Here is a 23,971-nt window from a genome sequence, read left to right as displayed (position 1 = left end):
GATATATTGTGTTTCTTTTAATGATTTTTTAATATTTCCTAGATTTCAAACGATTGAAGTCAACTTGAGGAGCAATTTTTTTTCAATTATTCTTTTATTTGCTAAAATTTATTTCACAAAAATATAACAAAAAGTTATTTTTTTTACACGCGATTCTACTTTATTGTTTTGTACGCGTGAGAGATAGGAGCAATCTGCCGAAGCAGTGTGGCGGCACGCACTAATTAATTTTAGATTTTGTTTCAAGTTTCAGGTTTCACGTTGTGCCAGAACCTAAAACCTAAAACTTTAAACCTGAAACAAAAAACAAACCCGACAGGTTTTTAAAATCTGTCGGGTTTGGATATTTATAAGAAAAATATTTTTTAGTTTTCCATATAAGCTTCAATAGGAGCACAGCTGCAAACTAAGTTTCTGTCACCGTATGCGTCATCTACACGACGAACTGATGGCCAGAATTTATTGTCAGCGATGTAATCCAATGGATAAGCTGCTTTTTCTCTGGTGTAAGGGAAATCCCAAGAATCTGTAGTTAACATTGCCAATGTGTGTGGTGCATTTTTCAATACATTGTTTTTGTCATCAGCAGTTGCAGCTTCGATTTCTTTTCTGATCGAAATAAGAGCATCACAAAAACGATCTAATTCTGCTAAATCTTCTGATTCAGTTGGCTCGATCATTAAAGTTCCAGCAACTGGGAAAGAAACCGTTGGAGCGTGGAAACCGTAATCCATTAAACGTTTTGCGATATCACCAACTTCGATTCCGTTTTCTTTGAATGAACGACAATCTAAAATCATTTCGTGAGCCGCTCTTCCGCATTCTCCAGTATAAAGAATTGGGTAGTGTCCTTCGAAACGAGATTTCATGTAGTTAGCATTTAGGATTGCGTGTTCTGTAGCGCTTTTTAAACCTTCAGCACCCATCATTGTGATGTAACCGTAAGAGATTAAACATACTAAAGCTGATCCGTAAGGTGCAGATGAAATTGCTGTAATAGCTTGTTCACCACCTACTTTTAAGATTGGGTTGGTTGGCAAAAACGGAACTAATTTTTCGTTCACACAGATTGGTCCAACTCCAGGCCCGCCGCCACCGTGAGGAATAGCAAATGTTTTGTGTAAGTTCAAGTGACAAACGTCAGCACCAATTGTAGCAGGATTTGTTAATCCAACTTGCGCGTTCATGTTTGCTCCGTCCATATATACTAATCCGCCATTATCGTGGATTAATTTTGTGATTTCGATAATTGAAGATTCGAAAACTCCGTGAGTAGAAGGATACGTTACCATTAAACAAGATAAATCATCTTTATGTTCAATTGCTTTTTCTCTTAAATCTTCTACGTCGATATTTCCTTCCGGAGTTGTTTTCGTAACAATGATTTTCATTCCGGCCATCGCTGCAGAAGCAGGATTTGTTCCGTGAGCCGATGATGGAATTAAACATACATTACGGTGACCTTCGTTTCTCGATAAATGGTAAGCACGAATCGCCATTAAACCAGCATATTCTCCCTGAGCTCCAGAGTTTGGCTGTAAAGTTGTTCCGGCAAATCCAGTAATTACATTTAATTGCTGTTCTAATTTTTTAAGCATCGTGATATAACCTTCTGCTTGTTCAACTGGTGCAAATGGGTGAATGCTGTTCCAGTTTGGCATTGAAAGAGGCAGCATTTCTGAAGCTGCGTTTAATTTCATTGTACAAGAACCTAAGGAAATCATCGAATGATTCAACGATAAATCTTTACGCTCTAATTTTTTGATGTAACGCATCAATTGGCTTTCAGAATGATGATTGTTGAATACATCATGCGTTAAGAAAGCAGAAGTTCTTTCTAATGAAGCTGGTAATTGACTAGCTTCAGTTAATTCAGAAACCGTAAAAGTTTCTTTTCCTAAAGCTTCGGCAAAAATCGCAACGATTTGGTTGATGTCTGCAACAGAAGTTGTTTCGTTTAATGAAATAGAAACCGAGTCAGCATCAGGATAGAAAAAGTTTACTTTGTTTTTCTCAGCAGCTGCTTTTACTTTTTGAGCATCAGCTTTTACTAAAATCGTGTCAAAGTAAGCCGTGTTAGTTTGGAAAACGCCTAATTTATTCAAAGCTTCAGCAGTAGTAACTGCCGATGCGTGAACTTTGTTTGCAATATATTTCAATCCTTTTGGTCCGTGGTAAACTGCATACATTCCGGCCATAACCGCTAGTAAAACCTGAGCTGTACAAATGTTTGAAGTCGCTTTTTCACGTTTAATGTGCTGTTCACGAGTTCCTAACGCCATACGTAAAGCACGGTTTCCGTTTACATCAATAGAAACTCCGATGATACGACCCGGCATAGAACGTTTGTATTCGTCTTTAGTTGCAAAAAATGCAGCGTGAGGTCCGCCATAACCCATTGGTACACCAAAACGTTGTGAAGTTCCAACCACTACTGCAGCTCCCATTTCTCCCGGAGAAGTTAAAGCAGCTAATGATAAAATATCAGCAGCAAAAGCAACTTTAATTTCGTTTTCTTTTGCTTTAGCAACAAAAGCACCATAATCGTTTACCTGACCATATTTTCCCGGATATTGTAAAATGGCTCCGAAAAACTCATTTGAAAAATCAAAGTTTTCGTGGTTTCCAACCACTAATTCAATTCCAATTGGAGTTGAACGTGTTTGAAGTACAGATAAAGTTTGAGGTAAAATTTCTTCAGAAACGAAGAATTTGTGTGTATTGTTTTTCTTTTGATCTCTTGTGCGAACATCAAATAATAACGCCATAGCTTCTGCAGCTGCAGTTCCTTCATCCAATAAAGAAGCGTTTGCAATTTCCATTCCTGTTAATTCGATAACTGTAGTCTGGAAATTTAAAATTGCTTCAAGACGACCTTGAGCAATTTCTGCCTGATAAGGCGTGTAAGCTGTATACCATCCCGGGTTTTCGAAGATATTTCTCTGAATTGGCGCAGGAACGATAGTTGGATGATAACCCAAACCAATATATGATTTGAAAACTTTATTTTTCTTTCCTAATTCCTGAATATGGTTTGCAAATTCATATTCTGTCATTGCAGGATCCAAATTCAAAGGCGCTTTTAAACGAATATCGTCCGGAAGGGTTTCGTAAACAAGTTGTTCGATCGAGTCAACACCAATGGTTTGTAACATGTGTTGAAGATCTGTTTCTCTTGGACCAATGTGTCTTAAAGCAAAAGCATCTGTTTTCATCTGTAGCAGTCTATTTTTTTAAAGATCAAAAGTAATTTACCGAGTGTTTCTATACGATTTCACAAGGTTTATTACAATTTATAGTAAATGTGTTGTTTTTTTGTGGCGCAAAATTAAGTATTATTAATAATTTAATGGGTATTTTTAACTTCAATTTTTATCAAATTTATAACTAAAGAGTTGATTTGTTACCAATTGATTAGATTTGAGGCATGAAACTTCTAAAACAAATATTAGATTTTTATTTAAACAGCAGTATTCACGTGGCTTTATCGTGTTATGCTTTGGTTCGTATTACTTTTCATTTCTTTCATATTCAGTATGATGAACCCATGGCATTGTTTGTTTTTTTCGGAACAATTGTAGGATATAATTTTGTAAAATATGATGCTTTGGTTCGGGTGAAAAGAAAACCGGTTGGCATTCAATTAAAAATTATTGCTGTTTTAAGCTTTATTTCGGTGATTTTAGTCGGCTATTATTTTTTTCATTTAAAGCGAATTACTCAAATTGTTTCCGTAATAATTTTTGCCATAACGGCACTTTATACTTTACCGTTTTTTCCAAACAGAAAAAATGCCCGAAACTGGGCAGGGGTAAAAATTTATATCGTAGCACTTTGTTGGGTTGGTGCGACTTTGGTTTTGCCATACATTAATGCCGAAATTCCCTTTACAGCTAACTTTTTTATAAAATGCGTCCAGCGTTTTGTTTTGGTTTTTGTGCTGATTTTAGTTTTCGAAATTTTAGATTTAGCCAATGACGATCCGCATTTGCAAACCGTTCCGCAGACAATTGGCGTAAAACGAACTAAAATTTTAGGGTTTTCACTTCTGGTTCCTTTTTGGGTTTTAGGAATTTTGTCTTTTACGCTTCACGATCTTATTATCAATCTCATTATGGTTGTGACTTTAATGCTTTTTATCTTTTTTGCTAACACAAACCGATCTCGATATTATACTTCTTTTTGGGTCGAAAGTGTGCCCATCTTTTGGTGGCTGATGATTGCTTTTTTATAAAAGACATAAAGTTCTAAATAATTTGGGCGTGTCCCTCCGGGTCGGGCTATCCGCTCCAAGTCCTCGCACTTCCTTCGTCAGGCTGTGGGCTATCCGCTTCTATCCCTCACGCAAACCGTAAAACGAAGAAATTCATTTTCAAAATATATTATTTATTTTCTATTGAGCATAGCCAATGGTTTCAACCATTGGGACGGTTTCTTTTGACAACGTTTCCCACGGTTGAAACCGTGGGCTATGTTTGAATTGTAGAGTTTGAAAATAAATTTTGATTTAATTGCCTCCAGCTTTAGCTGGAGGTAAAAATAAGTCTCCTAAGAGGGCTTTAGCCAAATGATAAAGTTTGGCTAAAGCCAAGAATATCTAATCCTATTTCTCCTCCAGCTAAAGCTGGAGGCAATTGAAAATATCTTTTAATCTGCTCAAATCTGCTTAATCTGCGTGAAAACAACGACATTATCTTTAAAAAAAATCTATTTCGTTTTTTGTTCTGCAAGAGCTTTATTCAAATCAGCTTTAGCTTCATTTAGTTTTTTTCTTTTCTTGTCGATTTTTTCTTTGCTTTCCTTGTCTTTAATCGCTTCGTTTAAATCAGCAGTTCTTTCGTTTACTTTTTGCTGTTTCTCTTTTACCTTTTTGTCAAGATCTTTATTGACTGTTTTTGTGGTACAGTTTTTCTTGGTCTGAGCGATAGCATCTTCAATACCTTTTATCTGATTTTGATTTCCGGCTTTTTTAGCAGCGGTTAATTTTGTATTTAACTCACATAATTTACGTTCGCAGCCTTTTAAAGTTGTGCAATTGCTTTGCGAAAATCCAATAAAAGAAATGGCAAAAAGAAGTACAGTTAATATCGTTTTTAATTTCATAAGTATATTTTTGATTAATTTATCTGATTCATTCAAAAGTGAATTACTCATAAAAGTAAGAAAATTATCTTAACTAAGTTTTTCCGATACTTCTTTCAAAACCTTATTTCTTTCCAAAAGAAAATTAGTAAGATGCTTTTCTAAAAATAAAATATCGAAAAGTTCTCCGAAAATTCCGAATGGAGTTTCATATTGCAATACATCTTTCATGATTGTTACGCCATTTTGTTCTTCAAAAATATGTTCATGTCTGAAAGATTTGAATTTTCCTTCTTCCATTTCATCCACAAAATAATCATAAAAATCCATTACAGGAATTCGGGTTTTGTGTGTGAGATAAAGCCCGAAATGTTTACCTCGCCAAGTTACCGTTTCATTTAAATTTATTAATCCAGATGTTACGCCAGCAATTGCTTTTTCTTTTGTAGGACTTGCAGATTGCTGGTGTATATCGATATTTCGTGATGCATCAAAAACGATTTGTTTTGAGGCTTTTATTTTTGTTGTGAGGTGTATTGTTGTCATGATTCTTCTTGATCTTTAAAATATTGCGTAAAAAATAATCCTGTTATAATTGACGAGATTGAATAAGATATGGCAAGGTCAAGCCATACAGTTCCATTTATAAGTGCTGTTGTTATAAAAATTCCAATTATTACGATGATAATTAGAGATGCTTTTTCATTAATCGTTTTTATCTTTTTGTTTTTAAAAAAGGTAAAAAGAACAATATAAAAAACATAAGTTGGCAGGGAAAATAGAAGCCCGATGATTATTGTAAGTGGATATAGTTGAAAAAAATCAAAATAATTGTTTGGACTCCAATTGGTATTAAGACCATTTATCACTGCAAAAATAAGTGGCCCACATAATAGTGTGAAAGTCCAATGTCTACCTGTAAAGGTCCAATTCATTTCTTTAATAAATTTTTAAAAGCATTATCAATATCTCCAAACTTAAATTGAAATCCATTTTCCAAAAGTCTTTTCGGAATCACATTTCGACTTTTCAAAACTAGTTCAGTTTCTGTTCGAATAAAAAATGATCCAATTTCCAGAAAGAATTTGTTTAATGGAATTCCAAAAGGAAAACCAACAGCTTTTCTAAGTTTCTGCATAAAATCAGCATTTCGAATAGGTTCTGGAGAAACCACATTTATAACGCCCGTAATTTCTTTTTTAATAATAAAATCAACCGCATTCGCAAAATCTTCTTCATGAATCCAGCTTACAAACTGATTTCCTTTTCCTTGTTTTCCTCCAAAACCTATTTTTGCCAATGTCTTCAACGGAATTAAGGCACCACCTTTTTTTCCTAAAACTATCGAAGTTCGCAAAGCCGTTTTTAGAGTATTGGGAGTTTCGGTTTTAAAGAATGCTTTTTCCCATGAAATCGCCACATTTATAGAAAAATCATTTCCGATTTCGCCGTCAATTTCATCCATTTGTTTATCTAAAGAAAATCGATAAATAGTTGCGGTAGATGAATTCAGCCAATGTTTCGGCGGATTTTTGCAATTCAAAACAGCTTTGTTTAAAATCTTGGTACTTTCAATTCTAGACCAAAGAATTTCTTTTTTGTTTTCTTTTGTATAACGACAATCAACAGATTTTCCGGCGAGATTGATTAAAACCGTTGCATTTTCCAATTCCTTTTCCCATCCGGAAAAAGTTCTGGCATTCCAGTTTACATATTTTATTCCGTTAATTGTCTGAGATTTTCCTCGGGTCAGAATTACAATTTCTTCAAATTTATCTTTGAAATGATTAACTAAAACTTGTCCAAGAAAACCAGTTCCGGCTGCGATTATGAGTTTTTTCATTGGGTGTAGATTTTTTTGCCACGAATTACACGAATTATCACTAATTTTTTTTCATCGTTGTGTTTTTTGCCACGAATTGCACGAATTTCCACTAATTTTTTTGTTGAATATTAATTCGTGAAAATTCGTGCAATTAGTGGCAAACTATATTAAAAAGTATTCTTTTTTTCAATATCCGGAAATACATTATCAATTCTTCTTGCGAGTTCTGGTAATTTAATTGTTGGAACTGCAGGAAATAAATGATGTTCTAAATGATAAAACATACTGAAAGTAATTTTGTTTTTCCAGCCTTCTCGCTGTGTTCTTGCAAATTCCGGAGAATCTTCTGTATCATGATGCACTGTCCAAACCGCAAAGAAAGCCATTAAAAATTCGGCGAAGACCATTATTATAATGTGATAGATCAGGAAATGAATCTGAAAATAGAAAATTATAAAAGTTACTACTGCAATAGAAAAAAGTTCTAAGATTACATTTTTGACATAATTTTTATTTCCTTTCTGCAATGTTACTTTATGAATCAAGAACATGTGAACTGGTCCATAAAGAATAGCGCCGTACCAAGTCATTTTTGCTGATTTTCCTTCGTAATCTTCATCAGACAAACAATATTTATGGTGTCGAATATGATTGAATTTAACGGCATGAATAGAAACCATCAATAAAATACTGTTTGAATAAAGTGTAAACCAGGTTAAGAATTTATTTGTTCCCAATGAATTATGAAAACCATTATGCACTTGTCTTAATCCGGCTAGAAAGAAAAAAGCTGAAAAAGGAATCGCTGCTAAATAATAGCCAAAATAAGCAAGTGTCATAGAAATTAGAAACCACGGAATTGTCAAGTTGTTTTCAATTAGCATTTCTTTAAAGCTAAGTGTTTTCAAATCTTTCCATTGCACTTTTTTGAGTATTTCCTGATGTGTCATTATTTATGATTTAAGGTTTTCTTTAAACCCGACAGGTTTTTAAAACCTGTCGGGTTTCTGGATCAAATTATGCTTTAAATACCAATCTTTCTTCTCTTTGAGCTTCTTTAGCTTTTCGTTTTCCTCTAAAAAAGAAATACAAATTGAAGAATAACATAATACCAAGATAAATAGAAAACCCGCCAATTTTATAACTTAAATTTTCAATTAATTCCTGATAACTGTCTCTATATAATTGCATTTCTAAAATCATTAAGGCAAAACCAATGTTTAAAAGATAAAATCCGGTTTCAAAAAGTCTGTTGGTTGCTTCTGCAATTTCTTCTCTGCCTTTAAAGATGTCAAGCATAAATATTTTTCCATTTTTAAAAAGCGTTTTAGAAACGTAATAAGTTAAAAATAAAGCAACTGGTAAATAAATGCTATAACCGATTAAGATTTTTGTAGTTTCCATACTATTTAGTTTTTGTTGTTATGAATTAGTTTTTGAATGTATTTAGTTATAATTAAAATGTTGAGGTAATGCAGGATTGAAATAATAAAAATTATGACAGCTGTTTTTATACAGATCGTTTCAATCAATTGTGTTGATGAAATAATTTTCTGCCAGGAAATTAAAGTCATAGCGCAATAACCAATGTTTAAAAGGTAATAAGCTAAAAGCAAAACCTGATTAATTTTTTGGCAGATGTCAGTGTGATCCGGGATCAGATCTGCCACATAAATATTTCCGTTTTTGTAGCAGATTTTTCCAACTTTTAGAATGATGAAAATGGTTATGCAGAGGTAAATAAAATACCCAATTATATTGAGATTCATAATTTCCCGGTTTATAAGGTTTAATACATTTCTTCCAGAACTGGAATTGTCTGGAGTTTTCTTTTGTTTTTAACTGTAATTTTTGAACCTTTAGCTAAGTAAACGGATATTGGTTTTTGAGTTTGAAGAAATGCGAAATCACTTCCATAATTCTTTTCGAAATCAATATCAATTCGATGATTTAAAACTTCATATTGTTCCCATCTTGGATGTGTAACTTCATATTCAAAAGTTAAATCTTCATCGATTTTTGTATAACCAAAATAATGTTCTGTAATAAAGTCCGCTTCAGAATTAACTTCAATTGCAGTTAATACATTTTTGGTTTCTAACTCCATTGTATTCCATTTTTTGCCATTCTTCCATTGATAAATAAAAGTATTGGTGTCCTTATTTTCATTGATTTCATGTTTCATTTTTTGAGTTTCATAATGTTCCTGATACAAAGTATTAGCAATAAAAGTGATGGCTTTTTTGGGAACAATTTCTTTAATGAAAACTACTCCGCGTTTCCATTCACCGTTTTCAAATCGTTTTACATAAAATCTTAGATTGACTTCTTCAAAATTGATATGAAAAGGAACTTTTAATCCTAAAACTTTGGTGTTTTTAAACATAAAACCCACTAAGCTTACATAACATTTGTTGTTCCAAATATCAATCTGAGTTCCTGCTGGAAGATATTTTTCTAAAATGACGGCATCAACTTCATAATTGAAGAGTGCTAAGTTTTTCCATTCTGCTTTTAAAAAATTCATGTGTGAGCTTTGTTATAGGTTATTGTAGAAAAGAACATTGCCAATATAATTGGAATTACAAATAGGATAAAGTAGAGAATCTGAGAATTTAAAATGAATCCATTAATCAGCCAAAGTGCAAAAAAGAGACAGACTCCTTTTAAATAATATTGAAGATTTTTATCATCAGGTTCATCTATAATCATTTTTATTCCGAAAATCAGTTGAAATAAACCAGTCAATATTAAAAACAGAAATCCGCTTCCTAAAATATTTCCGCTGCTTTCATCAACTGCTATTCCGAATGCGATTAATAGAATTGGCGTTCCAACAAAAAAGTAATTAAGGTAATTTATTGTTTTCATAACTATTTATTGTTTTTAAACTTTCAGAAAAAAATGAAAGTTTTAATTAAATTTTTTTACTTCATCATTTTGATAACCAATTTCCCTAACCAGTTTTCATTGAATTCAGTCACTTTGTCCAGCATATTATCTGCTTTTAAAACGAAATCGTATAATTTGGAAGTTTGATCTACAAAGTGTTTTTCTTCTGCAGAATCTTTTGCTTCAATTGTCGAAACTTCTTTTAAGATTTTAAGGGCAGGTTTAATTTCTCTTTTGCTTCTTTCTCTGGAGATTTTTGCTGCTAATTCATCTAAATCTTTTTCGGCAGTAAAAAATTCTCTTCTCTCGCCGGCTTTAAATTCTTTATATACAATTCCCCAATCCATTAATCCTCTCAGGTTCATGCTTGCATTTCCGCGAGAAATCTGCAATTCCTCCATTATGTCTTCCATAGAAACAGCTTCGTTTGAGATCATTAATAAAGCGTGGATTTGCGCCATCGTTTTATTAATTCCCCATTGAGAACCTAATGCTCCCCAGGTTTGTACAAACTTATTTTTTGCTTCTTTGAATTCCATGGATCAAATGTAGGTAAAAGTTTTTAAACTTTCAAAAATAATTGAAAGTTTATTTGACGACGCTTTTAACTGGTCAACCCATAGTGTAAGAATATTTTTATGTTGTGGTTTTAAGTATTTCATTACTAATATTTTATGTTTCATGACATTTTTTTGATTGAAGGAATGCTTCTAAATTAATTTTGATGGAGAAAATAAAATAAACCGGTCCAAATCTATTTTCAATTTGATTACTATGTGGAGCAGAACCCACTTTAAAAAACGAGGCGGAACCTGAAAAGCCTTATGAGTAAGGAAACCCAAAAACAAATTTATCATGTCAAGAAATAAGATTATAAACGTAAATATCATTATTGACTCTAGTCGTTTAATGAATGATTTTAAATCACCAAGTAAAGATCAAAACAATCCTACGGGTATTGGTCACAACTATCAGTTTATGGTAGTTTCGGATACAGCTAATCTAAGTGGTCAGGGTACAGGTGATTTAAGTATTCAGGCTAATCAGGGAGATGTAGTTCGTTTTTATGCAACTTCTGAATACAACAATTATGACAATCCGATAATATTATACAAATTGTTCAAGTTTGGAGGATCTGATGTATTTCAAAACCCAAACTTTGAGCTGCAGAATTTTCCTGGAGTAGATATTATTGTTCCAAAATCATTTAATCCGTTATCAACGGGACCTTCAACTCAAAATTTTTGGTTTGCTCAAAATACAGTAAATGCAAAAGGAACTGAAAATTACGGCTTACAATTTGCTTTGTATGATTCAGATTTAAATCTTTACGGTTACTTTAGCTGGGATCCAGCAATTACTGCTAAATAATTTTATAAAGAGGTTCAGCTTTTAGTTGAACCTCTTTTGCTTTAAAGGGGCACAATAAGAGTTTTATCATTAATACAAATCAAATCATGTCAAAAAATAAAGTTATAAATGTCAATATTATAATTGACACATGCAGGGTAATGGATGATTATAAAAACCCGAGTAAAGATCAAAATAATCCAACTGGTATTGGAAATAGTTATCAGTTCATGGTAGCCTCAGACAATACAGGACTTAGTGGGCAGGGTACCGGAAATCTTAGAATCAAGGCTAAGCAAGGTGATGTAGTTCGGTTTTACGCAACTTCTGAATATAATAATTTTGATAATCCGGTAATAGTTTATCAATTATTCAATTTGAAAGATAATGATCTTTTTCAAAATCCGAATTTTCAATTAGAAGATTTTCCAGATGCTGATATTATTGTTCCTGAGGTGTTTAATCCGTTAAATGCGGTTCAGTCAACACAAAATTTTTGGTTCGCCCAAAATACCGTTAATGCAAAAGGAGAACAAAATTACGGTTTGCAATTTGCATTATATGATTCAAGTTTAAGTCTTTTTGGCTATTTCAGCTGGAAACCTACTGTAATGGCTTTTTAATGTTTATTTAAAATAAACACAAAAAAGTCAATTCTTATTTAATTAAAAATTAAAGAATATGCAAATTCATGTCATAATTGAAACCTCACTTTTATTAGAAGAATATTCCAACCCTAGTACGGATCCAAAAAATCCCACTATGGTTTCTAATAAATTTTTGTGTGTAGTTAAAGCAGGAGAATCTGATGGTTTTTTTGAATTAGGAGAGAATAAAATAAAAGTAAAGAAGGATGTTGTTGATGAAATAAGCTTTCATGTCATTTCTGAAAGTGCCAATTTTGATAGTCCTGTACTATTGTATGATCTGAAGCATCACGGAGAGAATGAAATTTTGGATAAATTTTTAGTGTCAGCTTCTGAAATAGATACTATCGTTCCAATAAGTTTTGACCCGCTCGAAACTACGATAGAAACCAGAATGTTTTTGGTTAATAAAATTTTAGTGACAGGAATAGGTGTAGAGGAATATGGAATTTATTTTGGTGTTTTTAGTTATGATTTTACATCTCTGGGATATTTTGAATTTCGATTTATCCTGGAAATAGAATGATATAGATTTTTATTAAGTTTTAAACAAGGCATGGTTTGATAATCGTGCTTTTTTTATTGTTTTATTTTAATTTTTCTGTGCACTTTATTTTAGTTTTTATACCAAACAGGTATTTCTACGGGGGTAAATTTCTTATGTCATTTTTTACTTCATTCATGTCAAAGAAATGACACTTCGCAGCATTTTTTCTATTATGTCTACTTATCTGATATAGTTTTGATATAGAAATAAACCCAAAAATGTTATTTAAAATGTTGGTTAAAAAAAACAATTAAATAACAAAAACGAATCAAATAAGTGGAGCAGAACCCACTAGAAAAAACGAGGCGGTACCGAAAAGCCATACGAGTAGGAAAACCTAAATCGAAAAGTTATGTCAGATTTATTAGCAGGTGCTTATTTAGCAAAAGGAACAATCGGAAATGTTGGAACACCAGGTGCTCCAATCGCAACATTTAGTTTAGTAGTTGTACCATCGCAACATTCTGTGAATGGTATAGTAGTAATTACTCAGGCTGTGCCAGGTCCGGACGGCCATATTGTAGTTCATGTAAAAGGAAAGATATACTCAACCGGAATAGGAGAATTTACACAGGTTGTTAGTTTACAAGGTGAATATGTTCATTCTGTTCCTCCTCCTGGATTTGGTGCTTTTTTAGCAGATTTTAGCGCTCATTTAGCAATTGATAATTCTTGGAATGGAACTGGAGGATTTTCATACTACCAGCATAATATTGAAAATGTACCTGTTAAAGCTGCAAAAAATTTACAAGCAGAGCTGGCTTAAAAAAGAGCTCAAATTTTTAACCTCTCCAAAAACGAAACAATTAGGAATTTAATAGAGCTCCTGATTTGGTTACAGTTTTGATTTAAAGGGCCGTCTTGTCTAGACGACCCTTTTTTATTTACCAAAATAATCTCAAAAAAAAATGAAAACAAAACCTTATCCGGCTTGTTTTTGAGTATACAGACAGGTGCTTTTTTTCGATAAAAAACGAGTTCTGGCAGAAAAGCCGCTTTATTAATTCACCTTTAAAAATATAGCGGTCTTGTGTATTACCTCTCATCAATTACATTTAAAACTATTTCTAAAAAAAGAAACTTTATTTTATAGTAAATGGTTTGTTAAATATTTGAATTTATATATTTGCATTTGAATGAATATAATTTATGAAAAACAGGTTCAGGTTTAAATTAGAAAAATATAAAATTGCATATTTAATTTTATTAGTATTAGCTATTGGCTGCAAACGTGTAGAAAAAGAAAAGGAAGGTAATTTTCAAATAGAAAAGAAACTTGAAATTTCGTCTCAAGAAATACAAAGAATCTTAAAAACAAATGCCAATTTAGAAAGTGTTTTGGTTTCGGATGACATAAAATTAAGTCTTCCTGGAAATTATTATTTTCAAACCCAAACAATAGAGAAGGAATATATTGATAAGGATTCAAAAATTGGCAAGATAGATTTAGCGTCAATTGATAATTATGATTTAGTCCAGATTTTCAACTCTTTATTTATTAAAAATAATATAGGTGAAGAAGAAATCATGGTTATAAAGAATCAAGGTTCAAATTTGCTTAATATTAATGATTTAAAAAAAGATTATCGAATTGAAACCATTTATTATCAAGATAAAAATAGTCTCGTTTTTAGTGACGATGATACTTTTACAACTGTACATTTTGATTATGATTTAAAAACAAAAAGCTATCTTATTTATACCGGAAGTGTAAGTTGGACAAAAAAGTTTAATAAAGAAGAAAAACTGGATCTGGCTTTTTATTTCTTAAGAAATGCTAAAAATCTTTTAAGTAATAATTTGACGGAAAAAGAATTTACATGGAAAGATTATATAGAAAACAGGCCTAAAATTGAAATAAATTTGATGAAGTACTTTTTTAATAACTTTAAAAAAGAAATAGATGTTTTTTTAAGTATTGGAGAGTCTTCAGAACCTGCATTTGATGATTATTCAATGATTAAATTATATAGAATAAACCAAGATAAAGAAGCTCAGTTTTATCAATATTTAAATAATCTTGCAGAAGGTAAGCCTCATGAGGCCCAACAAAATGCAAAGTGGGCAAGTAAATTGCTCTATACAGATAAAAAATGCACATTAATTCCCAAAGAAAATTCAAATTTAGTGGAAATCATCAGCCAATACTATAATGGAGAAGATTATGCGAAAGAATTTATGGTATTTTCGATAATCAATAAAAATAATAAATCTTTTATATTAAAAAGTAATAACGATCTAAACGAAAAATCGACAGACTTTTATGTGAAAATGTTTAATTATTATTCAAAAAACAACACTTTAGATTTATCCAATAAAAAATAATTATGAAAAAAAATATTACGGTTCTGTTACTTTTTGTCTTAGCTTCCTGTAATCCAATTGGAGAAAGTGTAGGTGAGACGCCGTTAATTGAAAATGGAATTTCATCAATCAATGATATAAATTTAAAGAAAGGGGATAAAATTACGTTTTGGAACAAAGTTGCAACACGAAAAGATTCATCATTTGCAAAATATAAAATTAGATACAGTATTAGTTTAGACGGAAAGGTCGTTAAGTATGATAGTACTTATGTATCAAATGGGAAACATGAGATAAATTCAAAAACTAAAATTGAAGAAATTGTTCATAGCTCTTCTACTGAAAAAGATTCGATTGAATATGTCAAGAATTGGGAATTTGAAATTAAGAACAACTCTTTTTTTACAGTTCCTAAGGACGGAAATTATAATTTTGATTTTAAATTGTATATACCGGAAATGGATTTTTTTGAAAAAAACAATAGCAGTACTAGTATTATAATTAGAAAGAAATAAAAAATGGCTGTCAATTGACGGCCATTTTTTATTGAAATTGTTTGATATGCTCTTCAAATTCCAACTCATTTTTATATTGAAAATACTCTGTATAAAATGATTTGTGGAGGATATAATAGAAAAGATAATAAATCAGAATTATAGAAATTACTGCTAACCAAAGGAAAGAGAAAATTTTATCCTCGATGAAAAATAAATAACCTTTTGTAAAATCAAGAATTTCCTTGATATCTTCATAGAAAGTAAAACCAACTAGCGCAAAAGGAATTATTTTAGTTGTAAACTTAAATCGGGATAATAAAATAATTGTAATGATCTGTATTGGTATTTGATAAAAATCATTAGAATTTCTAAGTGATGTTTCTTTAGAAAAATAGTTATAACAAATAAGTAAGACAATAAAAATACTGTAAATGATCAAGTGAATGTTTCTTTTTGTTTTTAGCTTAGTTATGTAATGTTCAATTGTATCTGGATTTTTTTTAGAGATTATCAAAACCAAAAATGGAATAAGATTAAACACAGGCAGAACAGAAAGTGAATTGATTACACCAAGATATTTTTTGAGTGAATAATTTCTAAATTGAATTAAGTTTCCTAAAAAACGCCCGCTTACTAAAAGGACAAAGAAACTTGAGAAGTAAAATAAAACTTGGCTAAACTCAATATCATTAAATGCAAACATTGAGATCCTAAAAGAATTGCTTCCTAAATCTACAATAGACATTAATAAAATAGTGTAGCTGATTACAAATCCCCATTTAAAAAAATTGCTTGAAATAGAATGCTCCTCTATAGGATTGAGGATTTTTTTTAGGGAATAAATTCGGTTTGAAATATAAAAAAAGGCAGCCAGAACCAATGCCGTTTTTATACCAATTAATAAAAATATAAAACAAACAATAAGATCTTGAATGTAAGGAGAATCTCCAATAAAAGTAAAGAAACTGAAAAATTGATCAACATCACTTTCAATTATAAAAGACATAACAATCACTAAAGAGAGATAGGGCAGAAATACTTTAAGTTTTGAAAGAGGTTTTGAATTTACTTCATTTTTGAAATATGAAATCGCAAAATAAACTATTGGAATAGTAAAAGTAAAAAAACGTACAAAAGTATCAATATAAGAACTATTGTCGATGTCTAAATAGTAATCAAGAGTTAGATATAGATCTTTTCTTAAAATATAATAAGGAATAAAAAGCAATTGAATTATAACGGCTTTTTTTACAAGACTATTTCTATAGAAATACCAGCCAAAAATTAAACTATGCAATAACCATCCTTGTATTTTATATATATAGTCGTAAGTATTGGTTTCTGGTCCATAAAAGGATATAAAATAATTACTGCAGTAAAAGAAAGTAATTAACAAACATAATATCCAAATGAAGTTTAAAGCTTTTTTTTGGGATGTCGAGAAAAATTCGGTCATATAAAGGTTTATTGAAAGTGAAATATTCAAGAAACAAATATAAATAAATATACAAGTGTGGTAAGAAAAATTTTAATAATTTAAAACATCTTACTCAACAAATTGATTATTAGTATAATTTGATTAAAATTAGTTCTCCACAATAGTTTTAAAGCCGGTTTAACGAATTATAAATTTATGTTAATTCAAGCCCTGAAATTTTTGATTAAATAATGAGAAAGATATTTTTGTAAAAATCACATTTATGGAATTATACTACACCTTTTCAATACTTATTGTATTGGCATCTTTCTTCGCCTATTTAAATTTAAGATTTTTAAAACTTCCGGGAACTATCGGAATCATGATTATTGCGATGCTCGTTTCTGTTGGGATTCGCCTTTTGGGAGATTCTTATTTTCCTGCAACTACAAAACATTTTTTTGATTTAATAAAAGAATTTGACTTCAATGAAATCCTAATGGGAGCAATGTTGAACTTTCTTTTGTTCGCCGGCGCTTTACACGTAAACATGTCTGATCTTAAAGAACAAAAAGTTCCCATTATGATTTATTCTACAGTAAGTGTAGTATTGTCTGCTCTAATCATTTCTGGTTTGCTTTTTTATATAGCACCACTTTTAGGAATAAAAATCCCTTATATATTTTGTTTGGTTTTTGGAACCTTAATTTCTCCAACCGATCCAATTGTTGTTTTGGGTGTTTTAAAGGAAGCGAAAGTTCCTAAAAGAATCGAAACTAAAATTGTGGGTGAATCTTTGTTTAATGATGGAGTAGCGGTAGTAATGTTTGCCGTTGTATTAAAAATGGCAACCGATCCAACATTTGATATGAGTTTTAGTTCTATTGCATGGTTATTTGCAAAAGAAGGAATCGGCGGACTTTTATTAGGAGCTTTTCTAGGATTTACAGCATCAAAAGTCATGAAGAAAATTGACGATTATAAAGTCTCAGTTTTAATCACGCTTTCTATTGTAATGGGAGGATTCTTGATCGCTCAAAGTTTACACGTTTCTAGTCCGCTGGCGATGGTTGTTGCCGGATTGATAATTGGAAACTACGGAAAAAAAGTTGCGATGAGTGAAGTAACCCAGGATTATTTAGGTAAATTTTGGGAACTTATTGATGAAATCTTAAATGCTATTTTATTCTTATTTATAGGTTTTGAACTATTGTTGCTGCCCGATTTAAATAAACAATTGGTTACAGGTTTTGTTACTATTTTTATAGTGCTTTTTTCAAGATTAACTTCTATAGTTCTGCCTTGGAAATTCTTCGATATATTCAAGTTTTTCGGAATCCGATCTGCTTATAACAAAGGTTCCTTGATGGTTTTGGTTTGGGGCGGAATTCGTGGCGGAGTTTCTATTGCTTTAGTACTTTCTATGCCTGAAGGAGAATATAAAAACCTTTTACTTGAAGTAACTTATATAGTAGTTTTATTTTCAATTGTAGTACAGGGACTTACTGTTGGAAAATTGGCTAAGAGAGTTTTAGAGAAAGAGTAAAGATTTAGAAGTAGAAACAAGATTAAAGATGTAAGATTTCTATTCTTTGTCATTAATTTTTTAAATAAAAGCCCAAAACAGAAATGTTTCGGGCTTTTATTTATCGTTTATCTTCTTTCGAATAATTAGATTCTCCATTAATATTAATTTCTCTACCTAAAAAACGAGGTTCCCGATTTCTCAAAACATCAAAAAAAGATTTGAAAACCGAACCATATTCTCTAAAGCAAACATAATTATATCCTAAATATTCTCCTTTATTTGCAGAATAACCTGCAGATTTAATTCCGAGTTTTTGTCCGATATAAATAGCACGATTTAAATGATATTCCTGAGAAATTAAAGTTGCTTTTTTAATCTTAAAAATATGTTTTGCGCGATACATGGTTGAATACGTATCAAAGCCTGCATAATCAATAAATATTTTGGTTGTGTCAACGCCGTGATTGAAGCAGTAATTTTTCATTACCGTTAATTCATCATATTCTTCGCGGCCGTTATCTCCAGAAAGTAAAATCTTATTGATGCGTTTTGCTTTCCAAAGCATAATTCCGGCGTCCAGACGATCTTTTAAATATTTACTTGGCTGATTGCCGTTGATTCCCGCACCAAAAATAATTCCAACATCATTTTTTGGGAACTTTTTTATCGAATAATGAATGTATTTCTTAGTAGAAGATTTTACATAGTAATTTACTGAAACGACAGCAATCAATCCTATAATTGCAAGATAAAGGGCTATTTTAAAATATTTTTTCACGATATTTTTTTGTAAGATTAAGATTTAAAAAATGCGAAGATAACTAAATTTCCTTCTAAGTAAAATCAAATAAAAAAACCGATGTATTTCTACCTCGGTTTCAAAATATCTAATAGTCTAAGAAGTCTAAAAGTCTAAAGTAATCCCGCTCTTTTCAACAAAGCTTCCGGTTTTGGTTCTTGACCTCTAAAACGTTTGTACAAAGTCATAGGATGTTCTGTTCCTCCTTTAGAAAGAACATTGTCTTTGAATTTCTTCGCTACTTCTTCGTTGAAAATTCCTTTTTCTTGGAAAAATTCAAAAGCATCAGCATCTAGAACTTCAGCCCATTTATAACTGTAATATCCAGAAGAATAGCCGCCTTGAAAAATATGAGAGAAAGCCGTACTCATTGCATTTTCTTTTACGTCTGGATATAATTGTGTGTTGGCAAATTGTTCAGTTTCAAAAGTTTTTAAATCGGTAATAGAAGTTGGATCTTGTCCATGCCAAGCCATGTCTAACAATCCAAAACTCAACTGACGCAATGTTGCCAAACCTTCCTGAAAACTTGCACTTTCTTTAATTTTCTGTACATATTCAATCGGAATAATTTCTCCCGTTTCGTAATGATTCGCGAATAAAGCCAAAGCTTCTGGTTCGTAACACCAGTTTTCCATAATCTGACTTGGTAATTCCACAAAATCCCAGTAAACAGAAGTTCCTGATAAACTTGGATAAACCGTATCGGCTAACATTCCGTGTAAACCGTGTCCGAATTCGTGAAATAAAGTCGTAACTTCATTAAAAGTCAATAACGAAGGTTTTGTTTCTGTTGGTTTTGTAAAATTACAAACGTTCGAAATGTGCGGTCTTTCGTTTACACCGTCTTTTACATATTGCGATTTGAATGAAGTCATCCATGCACCGTTTCTTTTTCCTTTTCTTGGGAAAAAATCAGCGTAGAAAATCGAAACCAAATTATTATCAGTATCACGAACTTCATAAGTCGTAACTTCTTCGTGGTATTTATCAATATCAAAAACCTCGGTAAAAGTTAAACCGTATAATTTTTTGGCAACTGTAAAAGCGCCATCTAATACTTTTTCTAATTGAAAATAAGGTTTCAGCTTTTCATCGTCTAAATTAAAAAGCTGTTGTTTTAATTTTTCAGAATAATAAGCGCCATCCCATTTTTCTAATTTTTCGATTCCGTCTAGTTCTTTCGCGAAAGCAGTTAATTCTGCAAACTCTTTTTGAGCAGCCGGTTTTGCTTTTGCCAATAAATCATTTAAAAAAGAAAAAACTTTCTCTGGACTTTCTGCCATTCTTTCTTCCAGAACAAAATGTGCATGCGTTTTGTAGCCTAATAAATTAGCTCTTTCAAAACGCAGTTTAGCAATTTTTAAAACATTTTCCTGATTGTCAAATTCGTTATTTTGAAATGCTTTTGCGCCGAACGCAATCGCCATTTTTTTACGCAATTCACGATTGTCAGCATAAGTCAAAAACGGAACATAACTTGGATGATCTAAAGTGAAAATCCAGCCTTCTTTTTCCTGATTTTTGGCTAATAATCTTGCCGCTTCGATTGTGCCTTCAGGCAAACCGGATAAATCCTTTTCATCAGTCAAATGCAATTCGAAATTATTGGTTTCTGCCAAAACATTTTCACCAAACTGCAAACTCAATTTTGATAATTCTTTGTCGATTTCTCTTAATTGGTTTTTCTTGTCTTCCGGCAAATTTGCTCCGTTTCTGGAGAAGCTTTTGTATTTTTTATCTAATAAAGTCGTTTGTTCAGGATTTAAACCTAAACTTTCTTTTTGATCGTAAACCGCTTTTACCTTTGCAAATAAATCAGCATTTAAACGAATGTCATTTCCAAATTCTGAAAGTAAAGGCGAAACTTCCTGAGCAATTTTCTGCATTTCGTCATTCGTTTCTGCCGAATTCAAATTGAAGAAAATACTAGAAAGACGATCTAAAATATCGCCCGAAAAATCCATCGCTACAATAGTGTTTTCAAAAGTCGGTGCATCGGGATTATTTACGATTGCATCAATTTCGGCTTTAGCCAAAGCAATTCCTTCGTTGAAAGCAGGAACATAATCTTCGATTTTAATTTGAGAAAAGGGTGCGGTATTATGTTTGGTTATAAATTTTGAAAGTAAAACACTCATTATGATATTATATTTTTTATTAATAGAAGGCAATTTTTTGAATTTCAAAGATAGCAATTTATAAAAACCTAATCATCTATACAAAACCGATTCTCAGCATAAAATCCTCTTAAAATGTGTTATAGATATGTTATTTATTGGTCTAGGCGTTTTTAAAAGCGTAAATTGAAAAAATAGATTTGCATTATAAAATGCGAATCATAATTAAAATAGAAAAATGATGAATTATCAAATTGTAATAAAGAATATTGATACGGTTAATGAAATTGAAGGATATTGGTCAGACGAAGATTTTATTGCGTTATTAGAAAAATTCAATTATCCCGATGGCGCAGCGGCTGAAAAAAGTAGTTTGCCGGAATTATTAGAAATGGCCATTTCAGATTATGAGCCCAATGAAGCGGCTCAAATAGTTTTGCACTATAAATTGGGAGATCAATTAAGCGAAGGTCAAATAGATCAAATATCGAACGATATGTTAATTGATAAGGTTTGCGAAGAATATCCGGAAATACACATGCAAGGCACTTTATTTCACGTCAATCAATTGCTTTTTAAAGCCTATAACGGAAAATTTCCAAACGCAAAAGCTTCTATTGTTCATTTTTCACTGACGCCAACCGATGGAGAAGCACAAAAACTGACAGCTGAAAACGTGTTGAAATTATTGAATAATGGTTTATCTGATAGAAATCTGATCAAAAGATTATTCGAAAATCAAATATCTCAAAACATCCCATTTCCAGAAGCAGAAAGTATTATTTGGGAATTGAAGACTGAAGACAATATAAACTACGATCTGGTGACTTCAGAAAATTGGATAAATAAAGAAGATATAAACGAATCTGAATTTGAATCTGTTTTGGAAGAAGTGGAAGATGTAACTTAATTTAAAAAAATAAATAAAAAAGGCTTCCGTACAGGGAAGCCTTTGCAATTTTATCCTGCAAGGTTTTGAAATCCTTGCAGGTATTTTTGAAGTATTTAATTTTGATTGCGATAATCAGACCTACAAGGTTTTGAAAACCTTGCAGGAATCGGGAAACTTATTTTTTTAATCCTTCAGCGGCTTTATTTACAGCCGCTTTTAATTCTTCTTTATAAGAAATAATTGTGTCCAAAACTTTTTTATCGTGGCTTCCGATGATTTGTGCTGCTAAGATTCCTGCATTTTTTGCTCCGTTTAAAGCTACAGTTGCAACTGGAACTCCGCCTGGCATTTGCAGAATCGATAATACCGAATCCCAGCCATCAATTGAATTGCTTGATTTTACAGGAACTCCAATTACTGGAAGCGGAGACATTGAAGCCACCATTCCAGGTAAATGTGCCGCACCGCCCGCACCGGCAATAATTACCGAGATTCCGCGAGTATGTGCATTTTTACTGAAATCGAATAATTTTTCCGGCGTTCTGTGTGCCGAAACGATATCTACCTCAACTTCTACATTAAATTGTTTTAATATATCGATTGCATCCTGCATAACTGGCATGTCTGAGATGCTTCCCATTATAATGGCTACTTTGCTCATTGTGTTTTTTTGTTTTTTTTGTTTCAGGTTTCAGGTTTCAAGTTTTGTTGGGACTGAAAACCGAGACTGAAAACTGTTTATTTTGTTTTAAGTTATAAACTGTGACTGAACACTAAAAATTACTGAACACTGATCACTTTAATAGTGTTCTTAACTTCTTGTGCAATTCTCCTAGCTTCCTGCATGTTTTCATTTACGATTGTCACGTGTCCCATTTTTCTAAATGGACGCGTTTGTTTTTTACCGTAAATATGTGGCGTAACGCCATCCCACCCTAAAATGGTTTCTATGTTTTGATAAACTACATCTCCGGAAAATCCTTCAGCACCGACTAAATTTACCATAATTCCGGCAACTTTACTGTCTGTGTTTCCTAACGGAAGATCTAAAATAGCGCGTAAATGATTTTCGAATTGTGAAGTATAACTGGCTTCAATAGAATAATGTCCAGAATTGTGCGGACGCGGTGCAACTTCGTTTACCAAAATCTCGTCTTCGTTGGTTTGAAACATTTCAACAGCCAAAAGTCCAACGTGATTGAATTTTTCTGAAACGTTTAATGCAATTGCTCTGGCTTTTTCGGCTACTTTTTCATCGATTCTTGCTGGGCAGATTACGTATTCAACTTGGTTTGCTTCTGGATGAAATTCCATTTCTACAACCGGATACGTCTTAATTTCTCCAGATGGATTTCTTACCACGATTACCGCCAATTCATTTTTGAACGGAACCATCGTTTCTGCAATACATTCTACATTTGGTAAATCGTCCATGTCAGAAATTTGGCGAATTACCTTTACGCCGTTTCCGTCGTAACCAAATTCGGTGCATTTCCAAACAAACGGAATCGTGATTTCATTATTTCCAACTGATTTTTGCAAATGCGTCGGACTTTCAAAACGTAAATATGCTGCGGTTGGAATATTACTTTCGGTATAAAAATCTTTTTGGGTTCCTTTATTCTGAATTCCTTTTAAAGTTTTAGGAGACGGATATACTTTTACGCCTTCGTTTTCTAATTTCGTTAAAGCTTCAAGGTTTACCAATTCGATTTCAAAAGTTAAAACATCGACTTGTTTTCCGAAGTTGTAAACCGTTTCATAATCCATTAAATCGCCTTGGAAGAATTTATTGCAGGCAATTTTACTAGGCGCTTCGTCGCTTGGATCTAAAACATAAGTTTGTATGTCAAATTTTCTGGTGTCAGACAAAAGCATTTTACCCAATTGTCCGCCGCCTAATATTCCTAATTTAAAATCAGAAGAAAAATAATTCATTTTGTGTTGTGTTTTTGCAAAGATACTTGATAAAATAGAAATGCCAATTTATTGTGAATTGAATTACCATTTTTTGCGATTTTTTCAATATTAAAAAATAAAGGTTAAATGTTAAAATTCTGTTTCTAAAATT

24 protein-coding genes are annotated in these 23,971 nt (G+C 31.9%); 9 read left to right on the top strand and 15 right to left on the bottom strand.

The features are described from left to right. Positions 1–365: 365 nt before the first annotated feature. Positions 366–3,215, bottom strand: a complete 2,850-nt coding sequence (gene gcvP, locus L1276_RS22090; protein ID WP_253791643.1) for an aminomethyl-transferring glycine dehydrogenase — start codon at positions 3,213–3,215, stop codon at positions 366–368. Positions 3,216–3,427: 212 nt separating this feature from the next. Between gcvP and L1276_RS22085 the strand changes: the two genes are divergently transcribed. Continuing rightward, a complete protein-coding gene (locus tag L1276_RS22085; protein ID WP_253791642.1) occupies positions 3,428–4,234 on the top strand; it encodes a hypothetical protein in 807 nt (268 codons plus the stop codon). A 473-nt stretch (positions 4,235–4,707) separates the two neighbouring features. Here the strand turns inward: L1276_RS22085 and L1276_RS22080 are convergent, their stop codons facing one another. The 9 genes from L1276_RS22080 to L1276_RS22040 all read right to left on the bottom strand — a co-directional run bounded on the left by L1276_RS22080 (position 4,708) and on the right by L1276_RS22040 (position 10,338). Beyond that, positions 4,708–5,103, bottom strand: a complete 396-nt coding sequence (locus L1276_RS22080; RefSeq protein ID WP_253791641.1) for a DUF1090 family protein — start codon at positions 5,101–5,103, stop codon at positions 4,708–4,710. 69 nt (positions 5,104–5,172) lie between these two features. Next, positions 5,173–5,628 carry an SRPBCC family protein gene (locus L1276_RS22075; protein ID WP_253791640.1) on the bottom strand — a complete coding sequence of 152 codons (456 nt, stop codon included), beginning with the start codon at positions 5,626–5,628 and terminating at the stop codon, positions 5,173–5,175. 385 nt (positions 5,629–6,013) lie between these two features. Continuing rightward, a complete protein-coding gene (locus L1276_RS22070; protein WP_253791639.1) occupies positions 6,014–6,925 on the bottom strand; it encodes a TIGR01777 family oxidoreductase in 912 nt (303 codons plus the stop codon). 149 nt (positions 6,926–7,074) lie between these two features. Continuing rightward, positions 7,075–7,857 (bottom strand): fatty acid desaturase, encoded by a 783-nt coding sequence (locus tag L1276_RS22065; protein WP_253791638.1) that lies wholly within the window; start codon positions 7,855–7,857, stop codon positions 7,075–7,077. A gap of 67 nt (positions 7,858–7,924) precedes the next feature. Next, positions 7,925–8,311 carry a hypothetical protein gene (locus L1276_RS22060; RefSeq protein ID WP_232680610.1) on the bottom strand — a complete coding sequence of 129 codons (387 nt, stop codon included), beginning with the start codon at positions 8,309–8,311 and terminating at the stop codon, positions 7,925–7,927. Positions 8,312–8,316: 5 nt separating this feature from the next. Then, positions 8,317–8,676, bottom strand: coding sequence for a hypothetical protein (locus tag L1276_RS22055; protein WP_253791637.1), 360 nt, complete (start codon positions 8,674–8,676; stop codon positions 8,317–8,319). A 20-nt stretch (positions 8,677–8,696) separates the two neighbouring features. Further along, positions 8,697–9,434 (bottom strand): YqjF family protein, encoded by a 738-nt coding sequence (locus L1276_RS22050; protein ID WP_253791636.1) that lies wholly within the window; start codon positions 9,432–9,434, stop codon positions 8,697–8,699. Beyond that, positions 9,431–9,778: a hypothetical protein gene (locus L1276_RS22045; protein WP_253791634.1), complete on the bottom strand. Its 348-nt coding sequence runs from the start codon at positions 9,776–9,778 to the stop codon at positions 9,431–9,433. Before L1276_RS22045 ends, L1276_RS22050 begins: the two co-directional genes overlap by 4 nt. Before the next feature lie 56 nt (positions 9,779–9,834). Next, positions 9,835–10,338, bottom strand: a complete 504-nt coding sequence (locus L1276_RS22040) for a GbsR/MarR family transcriptional regulator (protein ID WP_073486775.1) — start codon at positions 10,336–10,338, stop codon at positions 9,835–9,837. 316 nt (positions 10,339–10,654) lie between these two features. On the opposite strand from L1276_RS22040, the gene L1276_RS22035 reads away from it, so the two are divergent. From L1276_RS22035 to L1276_RS22010, 6 genes are all read left to right on the top strand, one after another. Next, the gene (locus L1276_RS22035; RefSeq protein WP_253791631.1) at positions 10,655–11,170 is read left to right on the top strand and encodes an inclusion body family protein; all 516 of its coding nucleotides are present in this window, start codon (positions 10,655–10,657) and stop codon (positions 11,168–11,170) included. Between the two features lie 86 nt (positions 11,171–11,256). Beyond that, positions 11,257–11,772, top strand: coding sequence for an inclusion body family protein (locus tag L1276_RS22030; protein WP_253791629.1), 516 nt, complete (start codon positions 11,257–11,259; stop codon positions 11,770–11,772). A 58-nt stretch (positions 11,773–11,830) separates the two neighbouring features. After that, entirely contained in the window at positions 11,831–12,322 is a 492-nt protein-coding gene (locus tag L1276_RS22025; RefSeq protein WP_253791627.1) for an AidA/PixA family protein, read from the top strand. 373 nt (positions 12,323–12,695) lie between these two features. Next, positions 12,696–13,109, top strand: a complete 414-nt coding sequence (locus L1276_RS22020; RefSeq protein ID WP_253791625.1) for a DUF1842 domain-containing protein — start codon at positions 12,696–12,698, stop codon at positions 13,107–13,109. 572 nt (positions 13,110–13,681) lie between these two features. After that, positions 13,682–14,668: a hypothetical protein gene (locus L1276_RS22015; protein WP_253791623.1), complete on the top strand. Its 987-nt coding sequence runs from the start codon at positions 13,682–13,684 to the stop codon at positions 14,666–14,668. A 2-nt stretch (positions 14,669–14,670) separates the two neighbouring features. Continuing rightward, a complete protein-coding gene (locus L1276_RS22010; RefSeq protein WP_253791621.1) occupies positions 14,671–15,162 on the top strand; it encodes a hypothetical protein in 492 nt (163 codons plus the stop codon). Positions 15,163–15,190: 28 nt separating this feature from the next. Here L1276_RS22010 and L1276_RS22005 read toward each other — a convergent pair whose 3' ends face one another. After that, entirely contained in the window at positions 15,191–16,600 is a 1,410-nt protein-coding gene (locus L1276_RS22005; RefSeq protein WP_253791619.1) for a hypothetical protein, read from the bottom strand. Positions 16,601–16,844: 244 nt separating this feature from the next. Here L1276_RS22005 and L1276_RS22000 point away from each other — a divergent pair, with 244 nt between their 5' ends. Continuing rightward, complete coding sequence (locus L1276_RS22000) at positions 16,845–18,107, top strand: sodium:proton antiporter (protein WP_253791617.1); 1,263 nt, start codon at positions 16,845–16,847, stop codon at positions 18,105–18,107. A gap of 100 nt (positions 18,108–18,207) precedes the next feature. Here L1276_RS22000 and L1276_RS21995 read toward each other — a convergent pair whose 3' ends face one another. Together L1276_RS21995 and L1276_RS21990 are read right to left on the bottom strand one after the other, a co-directional pair. After that, positions 18,208–18,867: an ElyC/SanA/YdcF family protein gene (locus L1276_RS21995; RefSeq protein ID WP_253791615.1), complete on the bottom strand. Its 660-nt coding sequence runs from the start codon at positions 18,865–18,867 to the stop codon at positions 18,208–18,210. Positions 18,868–19,001: 134 nt separating this feature from the next. Next, positions 19,002–21,029, bottom strand: a complete 2,028-nt coding sequence (locus L1276_RS21990) for a M3 family metallopeptidase (protein ID WP_253791613.1) — start codon at positions 21,027–21,029, stop codon at positions 19,002–19,004. A gap of 217 nt (positions 21,030–21,246) precedes the next feature. Here L1276_RS21990 and L1276_RS21985 point away from each other — a divergent pair, with 217 nt between their 5' ends. Continuing rightward, positions 21,247–21,918: a hypothetical protein gene (locus tag L1276_RS21985; RefSeq protein ID WP_253791611.1), complete on the top strand. Its 672-nt coding sequence runs from the start codon at positions 21,247–21,249 to the stop codon at positions 21,916–21,918. A 157-nt stretch (positions 21,919–22,075) separates the two neighbouring features. Here L1276_RS21985 and purE read toward each other — a convergent pair whose 3' ends face one another. Both purE and L1276_RS21975 read right to left on the bottom strand, forming a co-directional pair. Beyond that, complete coding sequence (purE, locus tag L1276_RS21980; RefSeq protein WP_012022518.1) at positions 22,076–22,561, bottom strand: 5-(carboxyamino)imidazole ribonucleotide mutase; 486 nt, start codon at positions 22,559–22,561, stop codon at positions 22,076–22,078. 119 nt (positions 22,562–22,680) lie between these two features. Continuing rightward, a complete protein-coding gene (locus tag L1276_RS21975; RefSeq protein WP_253791609.1) occupies positions 22,681–23,838 on the bottom strand; it encodes a 5-(carboxyamino)imidazole ribonucleotide synthase in 1,158 nt (385 codons plus the stop codon). Positions 23,839–23,971 lie beyond the last annotated feature (133 nt).

Origin of the sequence: Flavobacterium sp. HSC-32F16, from assembly GCF_024171645.1 — a bacterium.
Lineage (GTDB): Bacteria > Bacteroidota > Bacteroidia > Flavobacteriales > Flavobacteriaceae > Flavobacterium.
Note: the sequence above shows the minus strand (reverse complement) of the source record. Positions and strands in the feature narration are given on the sequence as shown.